We start from the raw sequence: 16233 nt of genomic DNA, 5'->3' as shown, positions 1-16233 counted from the left end.
GCGGACCGGGGGTACAACGGACGGCATGGACAATCGCACCTGGCTGACGCTCGCAGCCCTGGCCGCGCTCGCCATGCTGGTGGTGACCGGGGTGCTCCTGGTGCGCGTGGTCAAGGCGCGCAGACTGCTGCTCGACGCGGGCATCCCGCTGCGCAGCAAGGCCCTGTTCTGGGTCGCCGTGCTCTACACGATCTCGCCGGTCGACCTGCTGCCCGACCCCGTCTACCTGGACGACATCGGGCTGCTCCTGGTCGCTCTGAAGGCGCTGCACGCGGCGGCTCGGCGCGAAGGCATCGAGCCGGACAAGCTCTAGCCCAGGCCGCTAGCCCCGGCTGAAGGGGAGCTTCGCCGTGAGCCAGGTGACGAGGGCTCCAGGGTTGCGGCTCTGGGTCCACAGGCGTCCAGGGCCGGTGAACTCGAAGACGAGGCCCTCCCCGGACTTCAGCGTCTGCATCAGCCCGCGCGTCACCTTGCGCGTCGTGTACGTGACCTCGTCGCCGAACGCGACCAGGTGGCCCGAGTCGAGGACGAACCGCTCGCCCGGCTTCAACTCGACCTCGTCCAGGGCCCCGTAGCACGCGGCGACCACCTGGCCCCGGCCCTCGGCGCGGACCAGGAAGCCGCCCTCGCCGCCGGCCAGGTTCTTGAACCCGCCCCACTTCGTCTCCAGCTCGACGCCGTCCGACGAGCAGAGCCACGCGCCGCGCGCCAGGTTCAGGGCGCCGTCGACCGGGACGGCCGTCACGTCGCCCGGCAGCTGCGCCGCGAGATCCACCCAGCCGCCCTCGGCGTCCGCCGTGAACCGGGTGACGAACAGCGACTCGCCCCCCATCACGCTGCGCTTGAGTCCTTTCATGAGCCCGCCCTCGGCCTTCGCCTCCACGGCGATGCCGCCGGACGTCGCCATCATGGCCCCGGACTCGGCCCGGACGGTCTCCCCGGCGGCCAGGTGCACTCGGGCCACCGCGAACGAGGGATTGTGTCGTACGTCGATCTCCATGGCTCCGAGCCTACGAAGCGCCGGCCGTGCACCGCCTCGGCCGAAAGTCGCGAGCCCGTCGACCATCGGCTGTTCCGGGCCTGCCGGACGGGCGAGCGGCCCGGTGCGGTCAGGCGCGGAAGTGGGCCCGCCGCCGCAGCTCCGCCAGGCTGCCGTGGAACACGCTCTCGCCCCCGCCGCCGCCCCGCACCGGCCCTTCGGACGAGTACTGCCAGAACAGCCAGTCGTCCCGGCGCGGCGCGTTCCCCTCCGGGTCGAAGTCGGGCAGCCAGCGCGGGTACGGGGCGAGGGCCGTCGTGCCGTGCAGCTGGTCGCGGACGTAGGCGTCCCTGACGTAGACGATCGGTGGCTCACCCGTCGCGTCCTGCACGGTCCGCAGGAAGGCGAGCACCTCCGACACCTTCGGCTCGGGTGTCGCGAAGGCCGCCTCCAGGTCGAGGACCGGCGGCAGCTCACCCCGGCCGGTCCCCGTGTAGCCGACCTCCTTCGCCTGCCGGAGGAAGTGGCGGGCCTGTGCGGCGCCGCCCGCGTCGGTGCGGAAGAAGTGGTAGAGGCCGGTGATCAGTCCCGCCGAGCGGGCGCCGACGAGTTGGTCGCGCAGTGCCGGGCTGACGAAGCGGGTGCCTTCGGTGGCCTTGATCATGGCGAACTGCTGGGCCGCACCGAGCGCCTCCCAGTCGTTGTCGCGGCTGTAGGAGGACACGTCGGTGCCGTGCACGGGGAAGGCGGCCGCGGACGTCCTGCCCCCGCGGTCGTCGCCGCCGGAACCGGACCCTGCGGCGGCCAGCAGGTACCCGGCCACCGCGGCGCCGCCGGTGACGACGGCGGCGAGCAGCGCGAGGGCGGCCCGCAGCCGAAGGTTCGTGCGTGGCCGTGCGGGACCGTCCGCCGCGAGGGTCCGCTCCAGGCGGTCCAGGGCCCGGTCCTCCTCCTGGTTCACGGCATGGACCCGGCGCAGGCCCGCCGTGATGCCGTCGGTGTCGGTGTCGGTGTCGGCGGTCCGGGGCAGCGCCGGGACCGTCGCCTCCGCGTCGGGCGCCGGCGCCCGGTCCGGCACGGTGCCGTTCAGCGCCCGCACCTGTCGGTCCAGGCCCGTGATCCGGGTGCGCAACCGGGCGGCGACCCGCTCGATCCGGTCCAGCCGGACCCGGGCCAGGGACAGCTCGTCGCGGGCATGGGCGTGCCGGCGCTCCGCACGGGTCAGTGCCACGCCCGCCGGGACGCCGTCCGCCGTCGTCCGCGCGCCCGGCACGGCCAGTTCGTCGATCTGGCGCTTGAGGTGGTTCACGAGGTGCAGCAGGAGCAGGACGAGCTGCTGCGACCGGCTGCGGGCGCGCTCCAGCTCCGCCTGCGCCTCCAGCGCCCGGGTCAGCCGCTCGTACACGTCCACCAGCGCGGCCGGATCGGCGGGCCCGGGCGCCACGGCAGCGGGTTGCCGCGCCGCCCGCAGCAGCGCGAGGGCCCGCTCCCGGCAGACGGCGCGGTCCCGCGGGTGCGGGCACGTCGCCCGCACCAGCCGCACCACGAAGTCCTCGCGCGGCACCTTGCCGCCCAGATACACGCCGAGCTGCGAGGTCGAGTAGCCGACCGGTCCCGACAGCTGGGCGTACGTCAGACCGCTGCGGTGCACCAACGACCGCAGATACGTGGCCAACTCCTCGGCCTGGGGCGTCTCTGCCCGTACCGGGGCGGGGGAGCGGCCCCCGCGGGGGCGGGGTCGGCGGGATTCAGGACCGGTGCCGGACATCCGCACCGCCCTTCCGCGCGGCGTACCCGTCCGGCGCCGTGCGGGACAACCCCCGGGTTGTCCCGACCTCACCAGGGCGGACGCGGCACCGGCGGGCAGGACGACTCCCCGCCTGGCACAGTCCGTCGTCGTCGCCCCGGCCACCACCGGGATCCCCGCCACCGGAGACGTACATGATCGTGCCCCTGTCCCTGCCGTCCCGCGGCCCGGGTACCGGAGCGGCGCCCCGTGCGCTGCTCGTCGCCCTGACCGTGCCGGCCCTGTTCCTGACGACGGCCGCCACGCTGCCCGCGCTCGTCGTGCTGCCCTTCGTGCCCGGCGGAGTCGCCCGGGCCGTCCGCCTGACGTCCGCGCTGACCGCCTTCGCCACGGCGCTGCTCGCGCACAGCCGGGAGACGGGGCGGTGACGCCGCGGGTGCCGTGCCCAACGAAGGGCCGGGGGCCGGGACATGGTCGTAGCGGGGGCGCGGGGAGGCGCCCGGTGTGCGTCAGGGGCGGGGAATTCCGTTGAGAACGCGCCGCCGCTCGGCGAGAGTCTGCGGCATGGAGTTCTTCTGCTACCACCGCGACCGGCCCGGCTCCCGCCCGCTGCGCGAGGAGCTGACCGAGGCGCACTGGTCCTACATGGACGGGTACGCCGAGCAGCTCGTCGCGCGCGGCCCGACGTTCGCCGCCGACGGCGAGACCCTCACCGGCAGCGTGCACATCGTCGACGTGCCCGACGCGGCGGCCGCGCGGGCGTTCGCGTTCGACGAGCCGAGCTATCAGGCCGGTGCGTACCGGGACGTGCTGGTGCGGCGGTGGCGCAACGAACTGGGGCGCACGATGTGGGAGTTCGCGGGCGGCCGCACCGGGGGCAACCGCTATCTCGTGCTCGGGCTCGGTGAGCGGGGCGGCGACGAGCAGGCCGTGCCGGCGCCGGCCGACCGGGACGACCTGATCGCGTTCGGGCCGTTGCTGTCCGATGACGGGGCGACGTGGGTGGGGACGGTGGCGCTGGTGCGGGCCCCTGACCGGGAGGCGGCTCGCGCCGTGCTCCGCGGGGACCGGTATGCCGTGGTCGAGGTCCACGACTGGGAGTTCGGCGGACGTCGCTGAGGTGTGGTCCGGTGCGGGCGTCGCCGTGGTTGCTCGCGCAGTTCCCCGCGCCCCTGGAAAGCCGACTGCGCGCCGTGGGTGCGAGTGGTTGTTTGCCGACCGCGGGTCCGGTGGGGCTTCTCGCGCAGTTCCCCGCGCCCCCAAAAGGCCCGTGGCCGCACCTGTCTGTTTGCCGGGTGCGGGAGCGTCGTGGTTGCTCGCGCAGTTCCCCGCGCCCCTGGGGGCGTGCGGCTTCGCCGCTGCCCCTCGGGCGACCCATGAGACGGCGCACGAAGTGCGCCTCTCAGGGGCGCGGGGAACGGCGCGAGAAGCCCCACCGGACCCGCGCTCGGCGACGCTCCGGAATGTCCCCTACCGCAGCCGATATCCGGACAACCCGCCACGTGAAGACCCCGCGAAACTTCTGTGCTCGCCCGTCCCGCCCCACGTCGGAGACCACCTCACTGACCCGCCGCTTCACCGACCCCTCACACCACATTCCGAACGCACGGCCCAGCGGTGACTCCCGCCCGGCCGCGGCCGGTTGACGTACCGCGCCGCACGCGTTCGATTGACGGGACCACACCGGTACCGCACTGTCGCCGGGGTCACAGCTGGAGTCGCGCCGCCACGTCCTGGCGGCGCCCGGTTCAGGGGGAAACCATCACTCGGCACAGACGTCTCCGCAGTCCTGCCCGCAGCGCCCTGCTCACGCTCTCCGCGCTGCTCGCGACCACCGCACTCACCGTCGCCGCCCTGCCGGGCACGGCCCTCGCGGCCACGCCCGACGCGGACCGCACCCACCAAGTGACCTACCAGGGGCGCACGTTCACCGTGCCCGCGTCCTGGGACGTCGTCGACCTCGACAAGGCGCCGGACAGCTGCGTCCGCTTCGACCGGCACGCCGTCTACCTCGGCACGCCCGGCACACAACAGAACTGTCCGGCCAAGGAGTTGGGCCGCACCGAGGCGCTCCTCGTGGAGCCGGTCAAGGGCGCGGACGCCCACCGCGCGGCGCACGTCACCGAGAACCGCACGGCGAAGACCTACCGGGCGGACGCCGCGGGCATCACCGTCACCGCCGTCTACGGACGCGACAAGGACGCGGTCCAGGACGTGCTGCGCAGCGCGGACCTGCCGGTCGACGACGCGAGCCCGGCCCCGAGTGCCAGGCCGCAGCCGTCGATCCAGGCCGTGCCCAAGGACGCCACGTCCTTCCAGGGCAAGGGCTTCGACAAGTGCGAGGCGCCCTCCACCCAGCAGATGAACGCCTGGCAGGAGTCGTCCCCGTACAGCGCCGTCGGTGTCTACATCGGTGGGGTGAACGCGGGCTGCCCGCCGGACTTCGACGCGGCGTGGGTGCAGACGCAGTACGACAACGGCTGGCGGTTCTTCCCGATCTACGTCGGCCCGCAGGCCGAACGCAGTGCCGGCAGCTGCGACGAGGACTGCGAGGTGATCACCGACCCGCAGGCGCAGGGCGCGGCATCGGCACGGGACGCGGTCGCCCAGGCGCAGGGCCTCGGCTTCGGCGAGGGCTCGGTCCTCTACTACAACATGGAGCACTACGCGCGGGGCGGCGCGGTCACCGGCCGGGTCCTGGACTTCCTGGAGGCGTGGACCACGACCGTCCACGAACTCGGTTACGTCTCCGGCGCCTACGGGAGCGTGTCCTCGCTGATCGTCGACCTCGTGGCCCAGGACGGCACCGGCTACACCCAGCCCGACGTCGTGGACTTCGCCCGCTGGGTCGCCCCCGGCGGCGAGGCGGGCGAGCCGCCGGCCGACACCGCCGACCCGCAGATCCCGGACCACCTGTGGGCGGACCACCAGCGCATCCGGCAGTACTCCGGCGATGTCTCGGAGACGTACGGCGGCGTGACGATGGCCATCGACGCCGATCTGCTGGACGTGGGCGAGGGCGTGGTGCAGCCCCCGCAGCCGAAGGACACCGCGCTCGCCTACACGGGGACGAAGACCCTCTCCAACGGCTCGCCCGCGGAGCTGTCCGCCACGCTCACCGAGAAAGAGGGCGGCGCCCCCGTCGCCGACCGCGAGGTCTCCTTCGCGCTCGGCACCGGGGACACGGCGCAGACCTGTACGGGGAAGTCCGACGCGAAGGGCGTGGCGGCCTGCACCGTTTTGTCGGTCGAGCAGGCGCTCACGGCCGACGCCACCGTGCCGGTCGCCGCGAAGTTCGCCGGCGACGACGCGTACAAGGCGTCGGAGGCGGGCGCCGAGCTGCAGCTCCAGTACGTGACCGGGCGGGCCTACGGTCTGTACGGCAAGGTGTCCGTCCTCGGTCTGCCGGTCGTCACCGGGCCCACCCCGGACACCGGGCAGGTCCGCACGGCGGGCGCGGGCCGCACGGCGCCGCCCTGCACGCAGAGCGTCAGCGCCCTCGTCCTGTCCGCCGACGCCCTGTGCGCCGACGTCACCACGCGGACGGGACCGAGCGGTGCCACGGCGTCCGCGACCGTCGCCAAGGCCCGCATCGGTCTCGCCGGGCTCCCGGTCGTCGAGCTGTCCGGCGTCACCTCGTCGGCGCAGAGCAGCTGTTCGGCGACGAAGGGCAGCACGGACCTGACGCTGAAGATCGCGGGCGCGCCCGTCGACATCGGGGACGCGCCGAACGTCACCGTGGATCTCGGCGCGGGCGCCAAGCTCGTCGTCAACGAGCAGCTCGCGACCGGTGACGGCCTCACCGTCAACGCGGTGCATCTGACCGCGCTGGCCGGCGCCGTGGACATCGTGGTCGCCTCCAGCGCCTCGGCGGCGCACAACTGCGGCTGACCGCAGGGCAGTACGGTGTCCCGGCCGTCGCCGACGGCCGGGACACCGGCACGTGACCCGCTCAGACCGTCGCCTCCCGGGCGTCGGCCACCCGCGCCCCGGCCACCGGCCGCTCACCGAGCTCCTCGGTGGGCACCCGGTGCGTCTCGCGCGCCGTGAGCGCGGCGACGACCGGCGGCAGGCACAGCGCCGCCGTGAACAGGGCCACCGCGAACCAGTCGGCGCCGTCGGGACCCGCGATCTGCGCCGCGAACGTCACCGCGAACCCGGCCACGGCGAAGCCGATCTGGGTGCCGATCGCCATGCCGGAGAGGCGCACCCGCGTCGGGAACATCTCGCCGTAGAAGGCGGGCCACACCGCGTTCGCCGCGCTGTAGACGACGCCGAAGGCGAGGATGCCGAGCGTGAACGTGAGCGCGTACGAGCCCGTGGAGATCGCCCACAGGTACCCGAACATGAGCAGCGCGCTGCCCGCCGCGCCGACGAGGTAGACGGGGCGGCGTCCGATGCGGTCCGCCAGCCGGGCCCATAGCGGGATCGTGCCGAGCGCGACCAGGTTGGCGAGGGCGCCCACCCACAGCATGGCCGAGCGATCCATGCCCACCGCGTCGCTCGTCGCGTACGACAGCGCCCACACGGTGAAGATCGTGCTGACCGACGCGACGAGCGCGCCCGCGATCACCCGCAGCACGTCCGCCCAGTGGTCGCGCAGCAGCACGGCGAGCGGGAGCCGTGCCACGCCGCCGGAGGTGTTGGTCTGCCGGGAGAACTCCGGCGTCTCGTGCAGCGTGCGCCGGATGACGTAGCCGACGACGGCGACCACGACGCTCAGCCAGAACGGGATCCGCCAGCCCCAGGACAGGAGTTGGTCCTCGGGCAGGGCCGCGATCGGCAGGAAGACGAGCGTGGCCAGGAGCTGCCCGGCCTGGGTGCCGCTGAGCGTGAAACTGGTGAAGTAGGCGCGGCGGTGGGCCGGTGCGTGCTCCAGGGTCATCGATCCGGCGCTGGCCTGCTCGCCGGCCGCCGAGATGCCCTGCAGCACCCGGCAGAGCACGAGGAGGAGCGGCGCGAGGCCGCCGACCTGGTCCCGGGTGGGCAGACAGCCGATGAGGAACGTCGACAGGCCCATCAGGACCAGCGTGAACACCATGATCTTGCGGCGGCCGAGGCGGTCCCCGACGTGGCCGAGGAAGAAGGCGCCGACCGGCCGGGCGGCGTAGGCCACGCCGAACGTGGCGAGCGAGAGCAGCGTGGCGTTCGCCGGGTCCGACTCGTCGAAGAACACCTTCGGGAAGACGAGGGCGGCGGCGCTGCCGTAGATGAAGAAGTCGTAGTACTCCAGGGCGCTGCCGATCCAGGCGGCGAGCGCCGCTTTGCGCGGCTGGCCCTGCGGGGCGCGGGGCGGTGCGGCGGGGACGGACACACGGGCTCCTTCGGGGGGACGAGAAGGGGAGAGGTGCCGGGGCCCTGTGGGGTGAGCGGGTCGGCTGGGCCGGAAGCACGTCCGGCTAATTAACCCACTGGATAGTTAGTAGTGGGTGGCTACGGATGTTGCGCCGGTGTCACCCACCTGTCAAGGGGTCGTGCCGAAGGAAGGCTGCCGGGGCGCGGTGCGGGTCAGCCGGCCGGACGTCCGGCCGTGAGATAGGCGATGACCATGTCGCCGAGCATCGTCCGGTAGTGCTCGCGGCGGTCGGCGGCCGTCAGGTCGCGGCCGAACAGGGCGCCGAACGTGTGCCGGTTGGAGACCCGGAAGAAGCAGAACGAGCTGATCATCGCGTGCAGGTCCACCGCGTCCACGTCCGCGGTGAAGAGCCCCTCGGCGCGGCCCGCCTCCAGGATCCGGTGGATCACGTCGATCGCCGGCGAGTTGAGGGAGCTGAGCGTCTCGGACGCGGTGATGTGCTCGGCGTCGTGGATGTTCTCGATGCTGACCAGCCGGATGAAGTCCGGGTGCGCCTCGTGGTGGTCGAAGGTCAGCTCGGCGAGCCGGCGGATCGCGGCGACCGGGTCGAGGTGCTCGACGTCCAGATCCCGCTCCGCGTGCCGGATCACCGCGTAGCTGCGCTCCAGGACGGCCGTGAACAGCTGCTCCTTGCCGCCGAAGTAGTAGTAGATCATCCGCTTCGTGGTGCGGGTGCGGGCGGCGATCTCGTCGACCCGGGCGCCCGTGTACCCGGCGCGGGCGAACTCCTCCGTGGCGACCGCGAGGATCTCGGCCTTCGTGCGGGCCGCGTCGCGGATGCGGCCCTCGCGTCGCGCCGGCTCTTCGACAGTGGTCATGAGGATCCTTCGGGCGGGAGGACGGCTGGCCTGTGCTGTTCCTGGCGATTGTAGAAGCCGGGCCCGCGCACCGTTGTGGCCGTCACCCCTTCCCAGGGGCGGGCCCGGCTTGATATGAGTAACGAACCAGTTCGTACATTAAGTGTTCCCGTTCGTCCGGCCAGGAGGTCCCCGTGCCGCAGGACTCGTATCTCGTCGGCCTGATCGGAGCCGGTATCGGCCCCTCGCTCAGCCCCGCCCTCCACCAGCGCGAGGCCGACCGGCAGGGCCTGCGGTACCTGTACCGGCTCCTCGACCTCGACACCCTCGGCGAACGCCCCGAGGCGGTCGGCGCCCTGCTGCGCGCCGCCCGCGCCACCGGCTTCGACGGCCTGAACATCACCCACCCCTGCAAGCAGCTCGTCATCGAGCACCTCGACGGACTGTCCCCGCAGGCCGCGGCGCTCGGCGCGGTCAACACCGTGGTCTTCGAGGAGGACCGCGCCGTCGGCCACAACACCGACGTCACCGGCTTCGCCGCCTCCTTCGCCCGCGGGCTGCCCGAGGCCCGCATGGAGCGCGTCGTGCAGCTCGGCGCCGGGGGAGCGGGCGCCGCCGTCGCGCACGCCGTCCTCACCCTCGGCGCGGGCCGCGTCACCCTCGTCGACGCGCTGCCCGAGCGGGCCGCCGAGCTGGCCGCCTCCCTCGACCGGCACTTCGGCGCCGGCCGGGCGGTGCCCGCGCCGCCGGACACGCTCGCCGAGCACCTCGCCGACGCCGACGGCATCGTGCACGCCACCCCGACCGGCATGGCCGCCCACCCCGGACTGCCGTTCCCCGCACGGCTGCTGCATCCCGGCCTGTGGGTCGCCGAGGTCGTCTACCGGCCGCTGGAGACCGAGCTCGTCCGCACCGCCCGCGCACTCGGCTGCGCCGTCCTCGACGGCGGCGGCATGGCCGTCTTCCAGGCCGCCGATGCCTTCCGCCTCTTCACCGGACGCGAGCCCGACGCCGCCCGGATGCTCGCCCACTTCGCCGAACTCACCGTCGCCGACGGCGCGGTGGCAGGCGCGAGCTGACCCGATCGGCCACCCTCGCCGTCACGCACCACCCGCCCCGCACCGAAGGAGCCCGCCGTGCGCACCTCCATCGCCACCGTCTCGCTCAGCGGATCGCTCACCGAGAAGCTCACCGCCGCCGCCCGCGCCGGGTTCGACGGCGTCGAGATCTTCGAGAACGACCTGCTGGCCAGCCCCCTCGCGCCCGAGGAGATCCGCTCCCTCTGCGCCGACCTCGGGCTCACCGTCGACCTGTACCAGCCGATGCGCGACATCGAGGGCGTGCCCGCCGACGAGTTCGCCCGCAACCTGCGCCGCGCCGAGCACAAGTTCCGCGTCATGCAGCGCCTCGGCGCCGACACGGTCCTGGTCTGCTCCAGCGTCTCGCCGCTCGCCGAGGACGACGACGCGCTCGCCGCGTACCAGCTGCGCCGACTCGCCGAGCGGGCCGCCGACTTCGGCATCCGCGTCGCCTACGAGGCGCTCGCCTGGGGGCGCCACGTCAACACCTACGACCACGCCTGGCGCATCGTCGAGGCCGCCGACCACCCCGCGCTCGGCACCTGCCTCGACAGCTTCCACATCCTCGCCAGGGGCAGCGACCCCAAGGGCATCGAGGACATCCCCGGTGACAAGGTCTTCTTCCTCCAGCTCGCCGACGCGCCACTGCTCTCCATGGACGTGCTGCGCTGGAGCCGCCACCACCGCGTCTTCCCCGGCCAGGGCGACCTCGACGTCGCCGGGCTCCTCCGGCACGTGCTGCGCACCGGATACCGGGGACCGCTGTCCCTGGAGGTGTTCAACGACGTGTTCCGGCAGGCCGAGGCCGGACCCGCCGCCGTCGACGCGCTGCGCTCCCTGCTCGTCCTCCAGGAAGCCGTCGGCGAGGGCGAGCTGCCCCGCCCCGTCGTGCCCACCGGCGTCGCCTTCACCGAACTCGTCACCCCCGACGTCGAACCCGCTGCGGCCCTCCTCACCGCACTCGGCTTCACCCGCACCGGCCGCCACCGCGGCAAACCCGTCGACCTGTGGGAGCAGGGCGCCGCCCGCGTCCTCCTCAACACCGGACCCGCAGCCCGCCGCGACGGCACCGTCCTGGCCGCCGTCGGCCTGGAGTCGCCCGACCCCGCCGGCGCCGCCCGCCGCGCCGAGGCCCTGCTCGCCCCGGTCCTGCCCCGCCGCCGCACCACCGGTGACGTTTTCCTCGACGCGGTGGCCGCACCCGACGGCACCGAACTCTTCTTCTGTGCCACCGACCGCCCCGGACTCCCCAGCTGGACCGCCGACTTCGAGCCCACCGGCGAACAGGCCGGCCCCACCGGCATCAGCGGCATCGACCACCTCGCCCTCACCCAGCCCTGGCACCAGTTCGACGAGGCGGCCCTCTTCCACCGCGGCGTCCTCGGCCTCGACGCGCACGGCAGCGTCGACGTCGCCGACCCGTACGGACTGCGTCGCAGTCGCGCCTTCGCCACCGCCGACGGCGCCGTCCGCGTGGCCCTCGGCGTCGGACCCGCCCCCGGCGACGAACACACCCACGCTCAGCACATCGCCCTCGCCACCGACGACGTCGTCACCGCGGCCCGCCGCTTCCGCGCCGCCGGCGGACAACTGCTGCCGGTGCCAGGCAACTACTACGACGACCTCGCCGCCCGGTACTCGTTCGCGCCGGGCGAGCTGGAGACGTACCAGGAACTCGGCATCCTCTACGACCGCGACGCCCACGGCACCTTCCGCCACTGCTACACGCACACCGTCGGCCGGGTCTTCTTCGAACTCGCCCAGCGCGACGACGGCTACCGGGGGTACGGCGCGCAGAACGCCCCGGTGCGGCTCGCCGCACAGCACGGATCCGGTTCCGTGGCCGTGCGCTGACGGAAGGTCACGGAATCGCTTCGACTCATCGGCGGCTCAGAAACCACGCTTACGCTCGTAACCCGACAGACCCGAACGCCGGGGCGCGGGTTCGGGGCGCGGGTTCGGGGGGTGGGGAGACCGATGACCAAGGTGAGGTTCCGGGCGGGCCGGGCGCTGTCCGCGCTGCCCTACGGCGTGATGGGGCTGGTCGGGATCGCCGAGCTGGCGACGCCGACCGGGTTCGGACTGCTGCCCCTGATGTCGCTCGGCCCGGCCTTCGCGGGCCTCGTCGGCAGCAAGCGGCGCACCGCGCGGATCGGCATGGTCGCCGTCCTGCTGTGCGTGCTGCTCGCCGCGTACGACGGCACGCTGGGCAAGCGGCGCGTGTACATCGCCGCGATCAGCGTCGCCGGCGTCACCGCGGCCGGTCTCGCCGCCGTCGCCATGCGGGAGCGCAGGGACGCGGAGTTCGCCTCCGTCCGCTCGATCGCGGAGGTCGCCCAGCGGGTCCTGCTGCGACCGGTGCCCCGGGTGGCCGGACAGCTGCGGGTCGCCGTCTCGTACACGTCGGCCGTGGCGCAGGCCAGGATCGGCGGCGACCTGTACGAAGTGGTGGCCTCGGCCGACGGCACCCGGGCCATCATCGGCGACGTCCAGGGCAAGGGACTCGAAGCGGTGGAGACCGCGGCCCTGGTGCTCGGCGCCTTCCGGGAGGCCGCGCACGACGAACCCGAACTCGCCGGTCTGGGAAAGCGGTTGGGCCGCGCCGTCGACCGGGAGCTGCAGGGCGAGAAGTTCGTGACGGCGCTGCTCGTCGAGGTGGCGCCGGACGGGCACGAGGTGACGTTCCTCAACTTCGGGCACCCCGCGCCCCTCCTGGTGCGCGCCGACGGGTCCACGGCCTTCCCCGAGCCCCGGCAGTACGCCCTGCCGCTCGGCCTCGGACTGCACGGCGGCGAGGACCCCGACCCGTACACGGTCGCCTTCGTCCCCGGCGACCAGCTGCTCCTCTACACGGACGGCGTCAGCGAGGCGCGGGACGGCACGGGCGACTTCTACCCGCTGGCGGACCGGGTGGCCCTGCTCAAGGACCCGGATCCGGACGCGGCCCTCGAAGGGCTGCGCACGGACCTCGTGGATCACGCCGCCGGCCCGCTGCACGACGACGCGGCGATGCTGCTGCTGCGCCACCGGGAGGACTGACCCGCCGCCCCTGCTAGCCGCTCCGCCGCGCGATGTCCTCCAGCTCGGCGCGGTACGCCGCCCACTCCCGGGGGTCGCGGGAGGGCAGCGAGTCGTTGTCCTCCTGGTAGCCCACCGCGCCGTCGAGGCTCTCGCGCAGGATGTCGGCGTGCCCCGCGTGGCGCTGCGTGTCGGACAGCACCCGCACCAGGAGGTGGTGGAACGTCGCCTCGTTCCGGCCCTCGGGCCACCACGGCACCGCGCCGACCGCGTCGAGCGCGAGCGCGTCGATCGCCGCGTCGGAGTGGGCCCAGGCCCGCCGGTAGCCCGCCACGATCTGCTCGCGGGTCTCGTCCGCGGTGGCGTACATGTCCTTCTCCGGATCGGTCGGCGGCTCCCCGTGCGGGCGGCCGAACGTGTCGCAGAAGTAGCCGAGTTCGACGGCGGTCAGATGCTTCAGCAGGCCCAGCAGATTCGTCCCCGTCGGCGTCAGCGGCCGCCGCACGTCGTAGTCGGAGAGTCCGTCGAGCTTCCACAGCAGGGCGTCGCGCGCGTCCTGCAGATAGCGGCGCAGATCGGCCTTGTGCCGGGCCTCGCCCGTTCCGAGATCATTCATGGGGGCAGTCTGCCGTCCGCGTCCGCACGGCGGCACCGCGGGTGCGCGGCGGGTGCGGGCGAGCCGCCGATGGGGTTCGATGGACGGGTGCGACACGAGCAGCAGCGCAGCGCGGACGACCCCCTGACCGGCCTCCTCGACCGGGTCCGTGGGAGCCTCAGCGATCTCGACGACGGCGAGCCCGCCTCGTACATCCCCGAGCTCGGCCGCGTCGACCCGGCCCTGTTCGGACTGAGCCTGTGCGCCCTGGACGGACAGGTCTACGGCAGCGGCGACACCACGGCGCCGTTCACCGTGCAGTCGGTGTCCAAGCCGTTCGTCTTCGCTCTCGCGCTCGCCGACCGCGGCCTGGAGCACGTGCTCGGGCGGGTCGGCGCCGAACCGAGCGGCGAGGCCTTCAACTCCATCCGCCTGGAGCCGGTCACCGGACGCCCGCCCAACCCGATGGTCAACGCCGGTGCCATCGTGACCAGTTCGCTCGTCGCGGGGGACACCGCCGACGCCCGCTTCACCCGCATCCTCGACGGCCTCGGCGCCTTCGCGGGCCGCCCCCTCACCGTCGACGAAGCCGTGTACACCTCGGAGTGCGCCACCGGCGACCGCAACCGCGCCCTCGCCTACCTCATGCACAACGCGGGCTCCCTCACCGGCGACGTGGAGGAACAGCTCGGCGTCTACTTCCGGCAGTGCTCCGTCCTCGTCACCTGCGACGACCTCGCCGTCATGCACGCCACCCTGGCGGGCGGCGGCGTCAACCCGGTCACCGGCGAACGCGTCGTCGCCCCGCGCCACGCCCAGCACGTCCTCGCCGTCATGGCGACCTGCGGCATGTACGACGCGTCCGGGCAGTGGATGCTCCAGGTCGGCATGCCCGCCAAGAGCGGCGTCTCCGGCGCGATCGGCGTCGCCCTGCCCGGCCAGTTCGGCATCGGCGTGTTCAGCCCGCCGCTGGAGGAGAAGGGCAACAGCGTGCGCGGCATCGCCGCCTGCCATCTCCTCTCCGACCAGTTCGGACTGCACCTGATGCGCGCCACCGTCCCCCAGCGCAGACCGCTGCCGCCCCGTTCCCTGCACCCGTCCCCGCTGCGCTCGCTGCGCCACCGCCCGCGCGACCAGCGTGCCGCCCTCGACGCCCACCCGGACCGGATCCGCGTCCACGTCCTCCAGGGCGACCTGGACTTCGCCACCGCCGAGCAGACCCTGCGCGCGGCCCGTGAACTGGCGCCCGCCGTCGGCTGGTTCGCCCTCGACCTCACCCGCGTCGGCCGCATCGAACCCGTCGCCGCCGACCTGTTGCGCGCCCTCGGCGAGGACCTGCGTGCCCGCTCCGTGCGCATGGTGCTCGCCGACCCCGACGAGCGGCAGGCCATGGCCCGCACCACCGACGAGTTCCCCGACCTCGGCCGCGCCCTGGAGACCTGCGAGGACGACCTCCTCACCGACCTGGGCCTCGACCCGGACGCCCCGGTCCCGCTCGCCGACTGCGACCTGTTCGGCCGCGCCGACGCCTCCCTGCGCCACGCCCTGTCCGAGGCCTTCGACACGCTGCGGCTGGCCGCCGGGCAGACCGTCGACCAGCCGGCCGAGCGGCTGCGGGAGCGGATCGTCCTCTGGTACGTCGAGTCGGGGCGCCTCGCCGTCTGCGCGGACGCCGTCCCCGCCGACGCGGTCGTCGTGCGGCGCGCCTGGTCGGCGGGCCCGGGCGCGGCCCTCACTCCGGCCGACTTCCCGCCCCGCTTCACCCGCCAGGTCCTTGCCGAACGCGACACGGTGTGCCGCACCCTCACCGCGGAGGGCCTGGCCCGGCTGCGGAAGAGCGTGCCGGAAGCCGTGGCGGTCCTGGAGCGGGCGCCGCTCGAAGGGGCCGAGACGGTGGACCGGGCGGACGGGGTCTGAGCGGCTCTGGGCTGAGCGGCGGGTCAGCGCCCGTTCGCGGAGAAGTGCTGGTAGTCCGGGTGCGCCCAGCGCGCTCCCCACGGCCAGCCGACCCGGCGCATCGCCGTGGTGACCGCGTCCCCGGCGCGCAGCATGCCAGGGGCGCGGCGGCGCCGGTCCAGGTAACGGGCCCCGGCCGCCGGATGGACCCGGCCCCGGCGGTCGACGTACGGGTTCTCCAGGGTGTTGATGTCGAGTGCGTCGCCGTACGAGTGCTGCGAGCGGACTCCCGAATTGCCGGTCACGCCACGGCAGTTGAAGGCCGACGTGTTGTCGTCGGCCATCGCGGCGGGATCGCTGCCGCCGTACGCGGCCATGGTGCGCATCCGCCGGATCGGGAACCGTGCGGCGAACGCCTTGCCCAGCACGTACACGACGTCGTGGACGGCCCGCTCGTGCACGACCAGCTCGCCCTGGTGGACGCGGTGGTCGAACCCCCAGTGGGTGAGCCGGACCAGCCGCAGGCGGCTCGGCCCCACCGGGCACCCGGCGTGCCAGCTGCGGCCGAGGCGCGCCGCGGTGACCTTGCTGACCTGGTACGTGAACCGGGGCGGTGCGGCGGACGGTGCGGGGGCGGCGTGGGCCGGCAGGACGCCGGCGGCCAGGGCGAGGGCCGTCGAGGTCACGGCGAGACGGAGGCGAGGAGGCACCGGGTCACCGTAGAAGGCGCGGGCCGGGCGGGCGGCGGGAAACGCCGGGCGTTGGT

Annotated in this window: 14 protein-coding genes; 8 read left to right on the top strand and 6 right to left on the bottom strand. The window is 73.8% G+C overall.

Annotation, left to right across the window (positions count from 1 at the left end; translation table 11 throughout):
• Positions 1–25 precede the first annotated feature (25 nt).
• Positions 26–313 (top strand): YkvA family protein, encoded by a 288-nt coding sequence (locus tag RBJ77_RS20040; protein ID WP_372346273.1) that lies wholly within the window; start codon positions 26–28, stop codon positions 311–313.
• A 9-nt stretch (positions 314–322) separates the two neighbouring features.
• On the opposite strand, the gene RBJ77_RS20035 is transcribed toward RBJ77_RS20040, so the two are convergent.
• Both RBJ77_RS20035 and RBJ77_RS20030 read right to left on the bottom strand, forming a co-directional pair.
• The gene (locus RBJ77_RS20035; RefSeq protein ID WP_372346272.1) at positions 323–1000 is read right to left on the bottom strand and encodes a TIGR00266 family protein; all 678 of its coding nucleotides are present in this window, start codon (positions 998–1000) and stop codon (positions 323–325) included.
• 109 nt (positions 1001–1109) lie between these two features.
• Entirely contained in the window at positions 1110–2747 is a 1638-nt protein-coding gene (locus RBJ77_RS20030; protein ID WP_372346271.1) for a GH25 family lysozyme, read from the bottom strand.
• 173 nt (positions 2748–2920) lie between these two features.
• Between RBJ77_RS20030 and RBJ77_RS20025 the strand changes: the two genes are divergently transcribed.
• The 3 genes from RBJ77_RS20025 (at position 2921) to RBJ77_RS20015 (ending at position 6617) form a co-directional block, all read left to right on the top strand.
• Complete coding sequence (locus RBJ77_RS20025) at positions 2921–3154, top strand: hypothetical protein (RefSeq protein ID WP_372346270.1); 234 nt, start codon at positions 2921–2923, stop codon at positions 3152–3154.
• Between the two features lie 136 nt (positions 3155–3290).
• Positions 3291–3845, top strand: a complete 555-nt coding sequence (locus tag RBJ77_RS20020) for a YciI family protein (protein WP_372346269.1) — start codon at positions 3291–3293, stop codon at positions 3843–3845.
• A gap of 786 nt (positions 3846–4631) precedes the next feature.
• Positions 4632–6617, top strand: coding sequence for a choice-of-anchor P family protein (locus tag RBJ77_RS20015; RefSeq protein WP_372346268.1), 1986 nt, complete (start codon positions 4632–4634; stop codon positions 6615–6617).
• A gap of 61 nt (positions 6618–6678) precedes the next feature.
• On the opposite strand, the gene RBJ77_RS20010 is transcribed toward RBJ77_RS20015, so the two are convergent.
• Positions 6679–8040, bottom strand: coding sequence for an MFS transporter (locus tag RBJ77_RS20010; protein WP_372346267.1), 1362 nt, complete (start codon positions 8038–8040; stop codon positions 6679–6681).
• A 194-nt stretch (positions 8041–8234) separates the two neighbouring features.
• Positions 8235–8900 carry a TetR/AcrR family transcriptional regulator gene (locus tag RBJ77_RS20005; protein WP_372346266.1) on the bottom strand — a complete coding sequence of 222 codons (666 nt, stop codon included), beginning with the start codon at positions 8898–8900 and terminating at the stop codon, positions 8235–8237.
• A 173-nt stretch (positions 8901–9073) separates the two neighbouring features.
• Here RBJ77_RS20005 and RBJ77_RS20000 point away from each other — a divergent pair, with 173 nt between their 5' ends.
• The 3 genes from RBJ77_RS20000 to RBJ77_RS19990 all read left to right on the top strand — a co-directional run bounded on the left by RBJ77_RS20000 (position 9074) and on the right by RBJ77_RS19990 (position 12997).
• Complete coding sequence (locus RBJ77_RS20000; RefSeq protein ID WP_372346265.1) at positions 9074–9958, top strand: shikimate dehydrogenase; 885 nt, start codon at positions 9074–9076, stop codon at positions 9956–9958.
• 57 nt (positions 9959–10015) lie between these two features.
• Positions 10016–11812, top strand: coding sequence for a bifunctional sugar phosphate isomerase/epimerase/4-hydroxyphenylpyruvate dioxygenase family protein (locus RBJ77_RS19995; protein WP_372346264.1), 1797 nt, complete (start codon positions 10016–10018; stop codon positions 11810–11812).
• Positions 11813–11935: 123 nt separating this feature from the next.
• Entirely contained in the window at positions 11936–12997 is a 1062-nt protein-coding gene (locus RBJ77_RS19990; protein WP_372346263.1) for a PP2C family protein-serine/threonine phosphatase, read from the top strand.
• Positions 12998–13010: 13 nt separating this feature from the next.
• Here the strand turns inward: RBJ77_RS19990 and RBJ77_RS19985 are convergent, their stop codons facing one another.
• Positions 13011–13592: a DinB family protein gene (locus RBJ77_RS19985; RefSeq protein WP_372346262.1), complete on the bottom strand. Its 582-nt coding sequence runs from the start codon at positions 13590–13592 to the stop codon at positions 13011–13013.
• 87 nt (positions 13593–13679) lie between these two features.
• Between RBJ77_RS19985 and glsA the strand changes: the two genes are divergently transcribed.
• Entirely contained in the window at positions 13680–15488 is a 1809-nt protein-coding gene (gene glsA, locus RBJ77_RS19980; RefSeq protein WP_372346261.1) for a glutaminase A, read from the top strand.
• A 23-nt stretch (positions 15489–15511) separates the two neighbouring features.
• Here the strand turns inward: glsA and RBJ77_RS19975 are convergent, their stop codons facing one another.
• Positions 15512–16177 carry a M15 family metallopeptidase gene (locus RBJ77_RS19975; protein ID WP_372346260.1) on the bottom strand — a complete coding sequence of 222 codons (666 nt, stop codon included), beginning with the start codon at positions 16175–16177 and terminating at the stop codon, positions 15512–15514.
• Positions 16178–16233 lie beyond the last annotated feature (56 nt).

The sequence above is a fragment of the Streptomyces sp. KL116D genome (assembly GCF_030766975.1).
GTDB lineage: Bacteria > Actinomycetota > Actinomycetes > Streptomycetales > Streptomycetaceae > Streptomyces > Streptomyces longispororuber_A.
The sequence above is the reverse complement of the archived record's forward strand: the minus strand, read 5'-3'. Positions and strand labels throughout refer to the sequence as shown.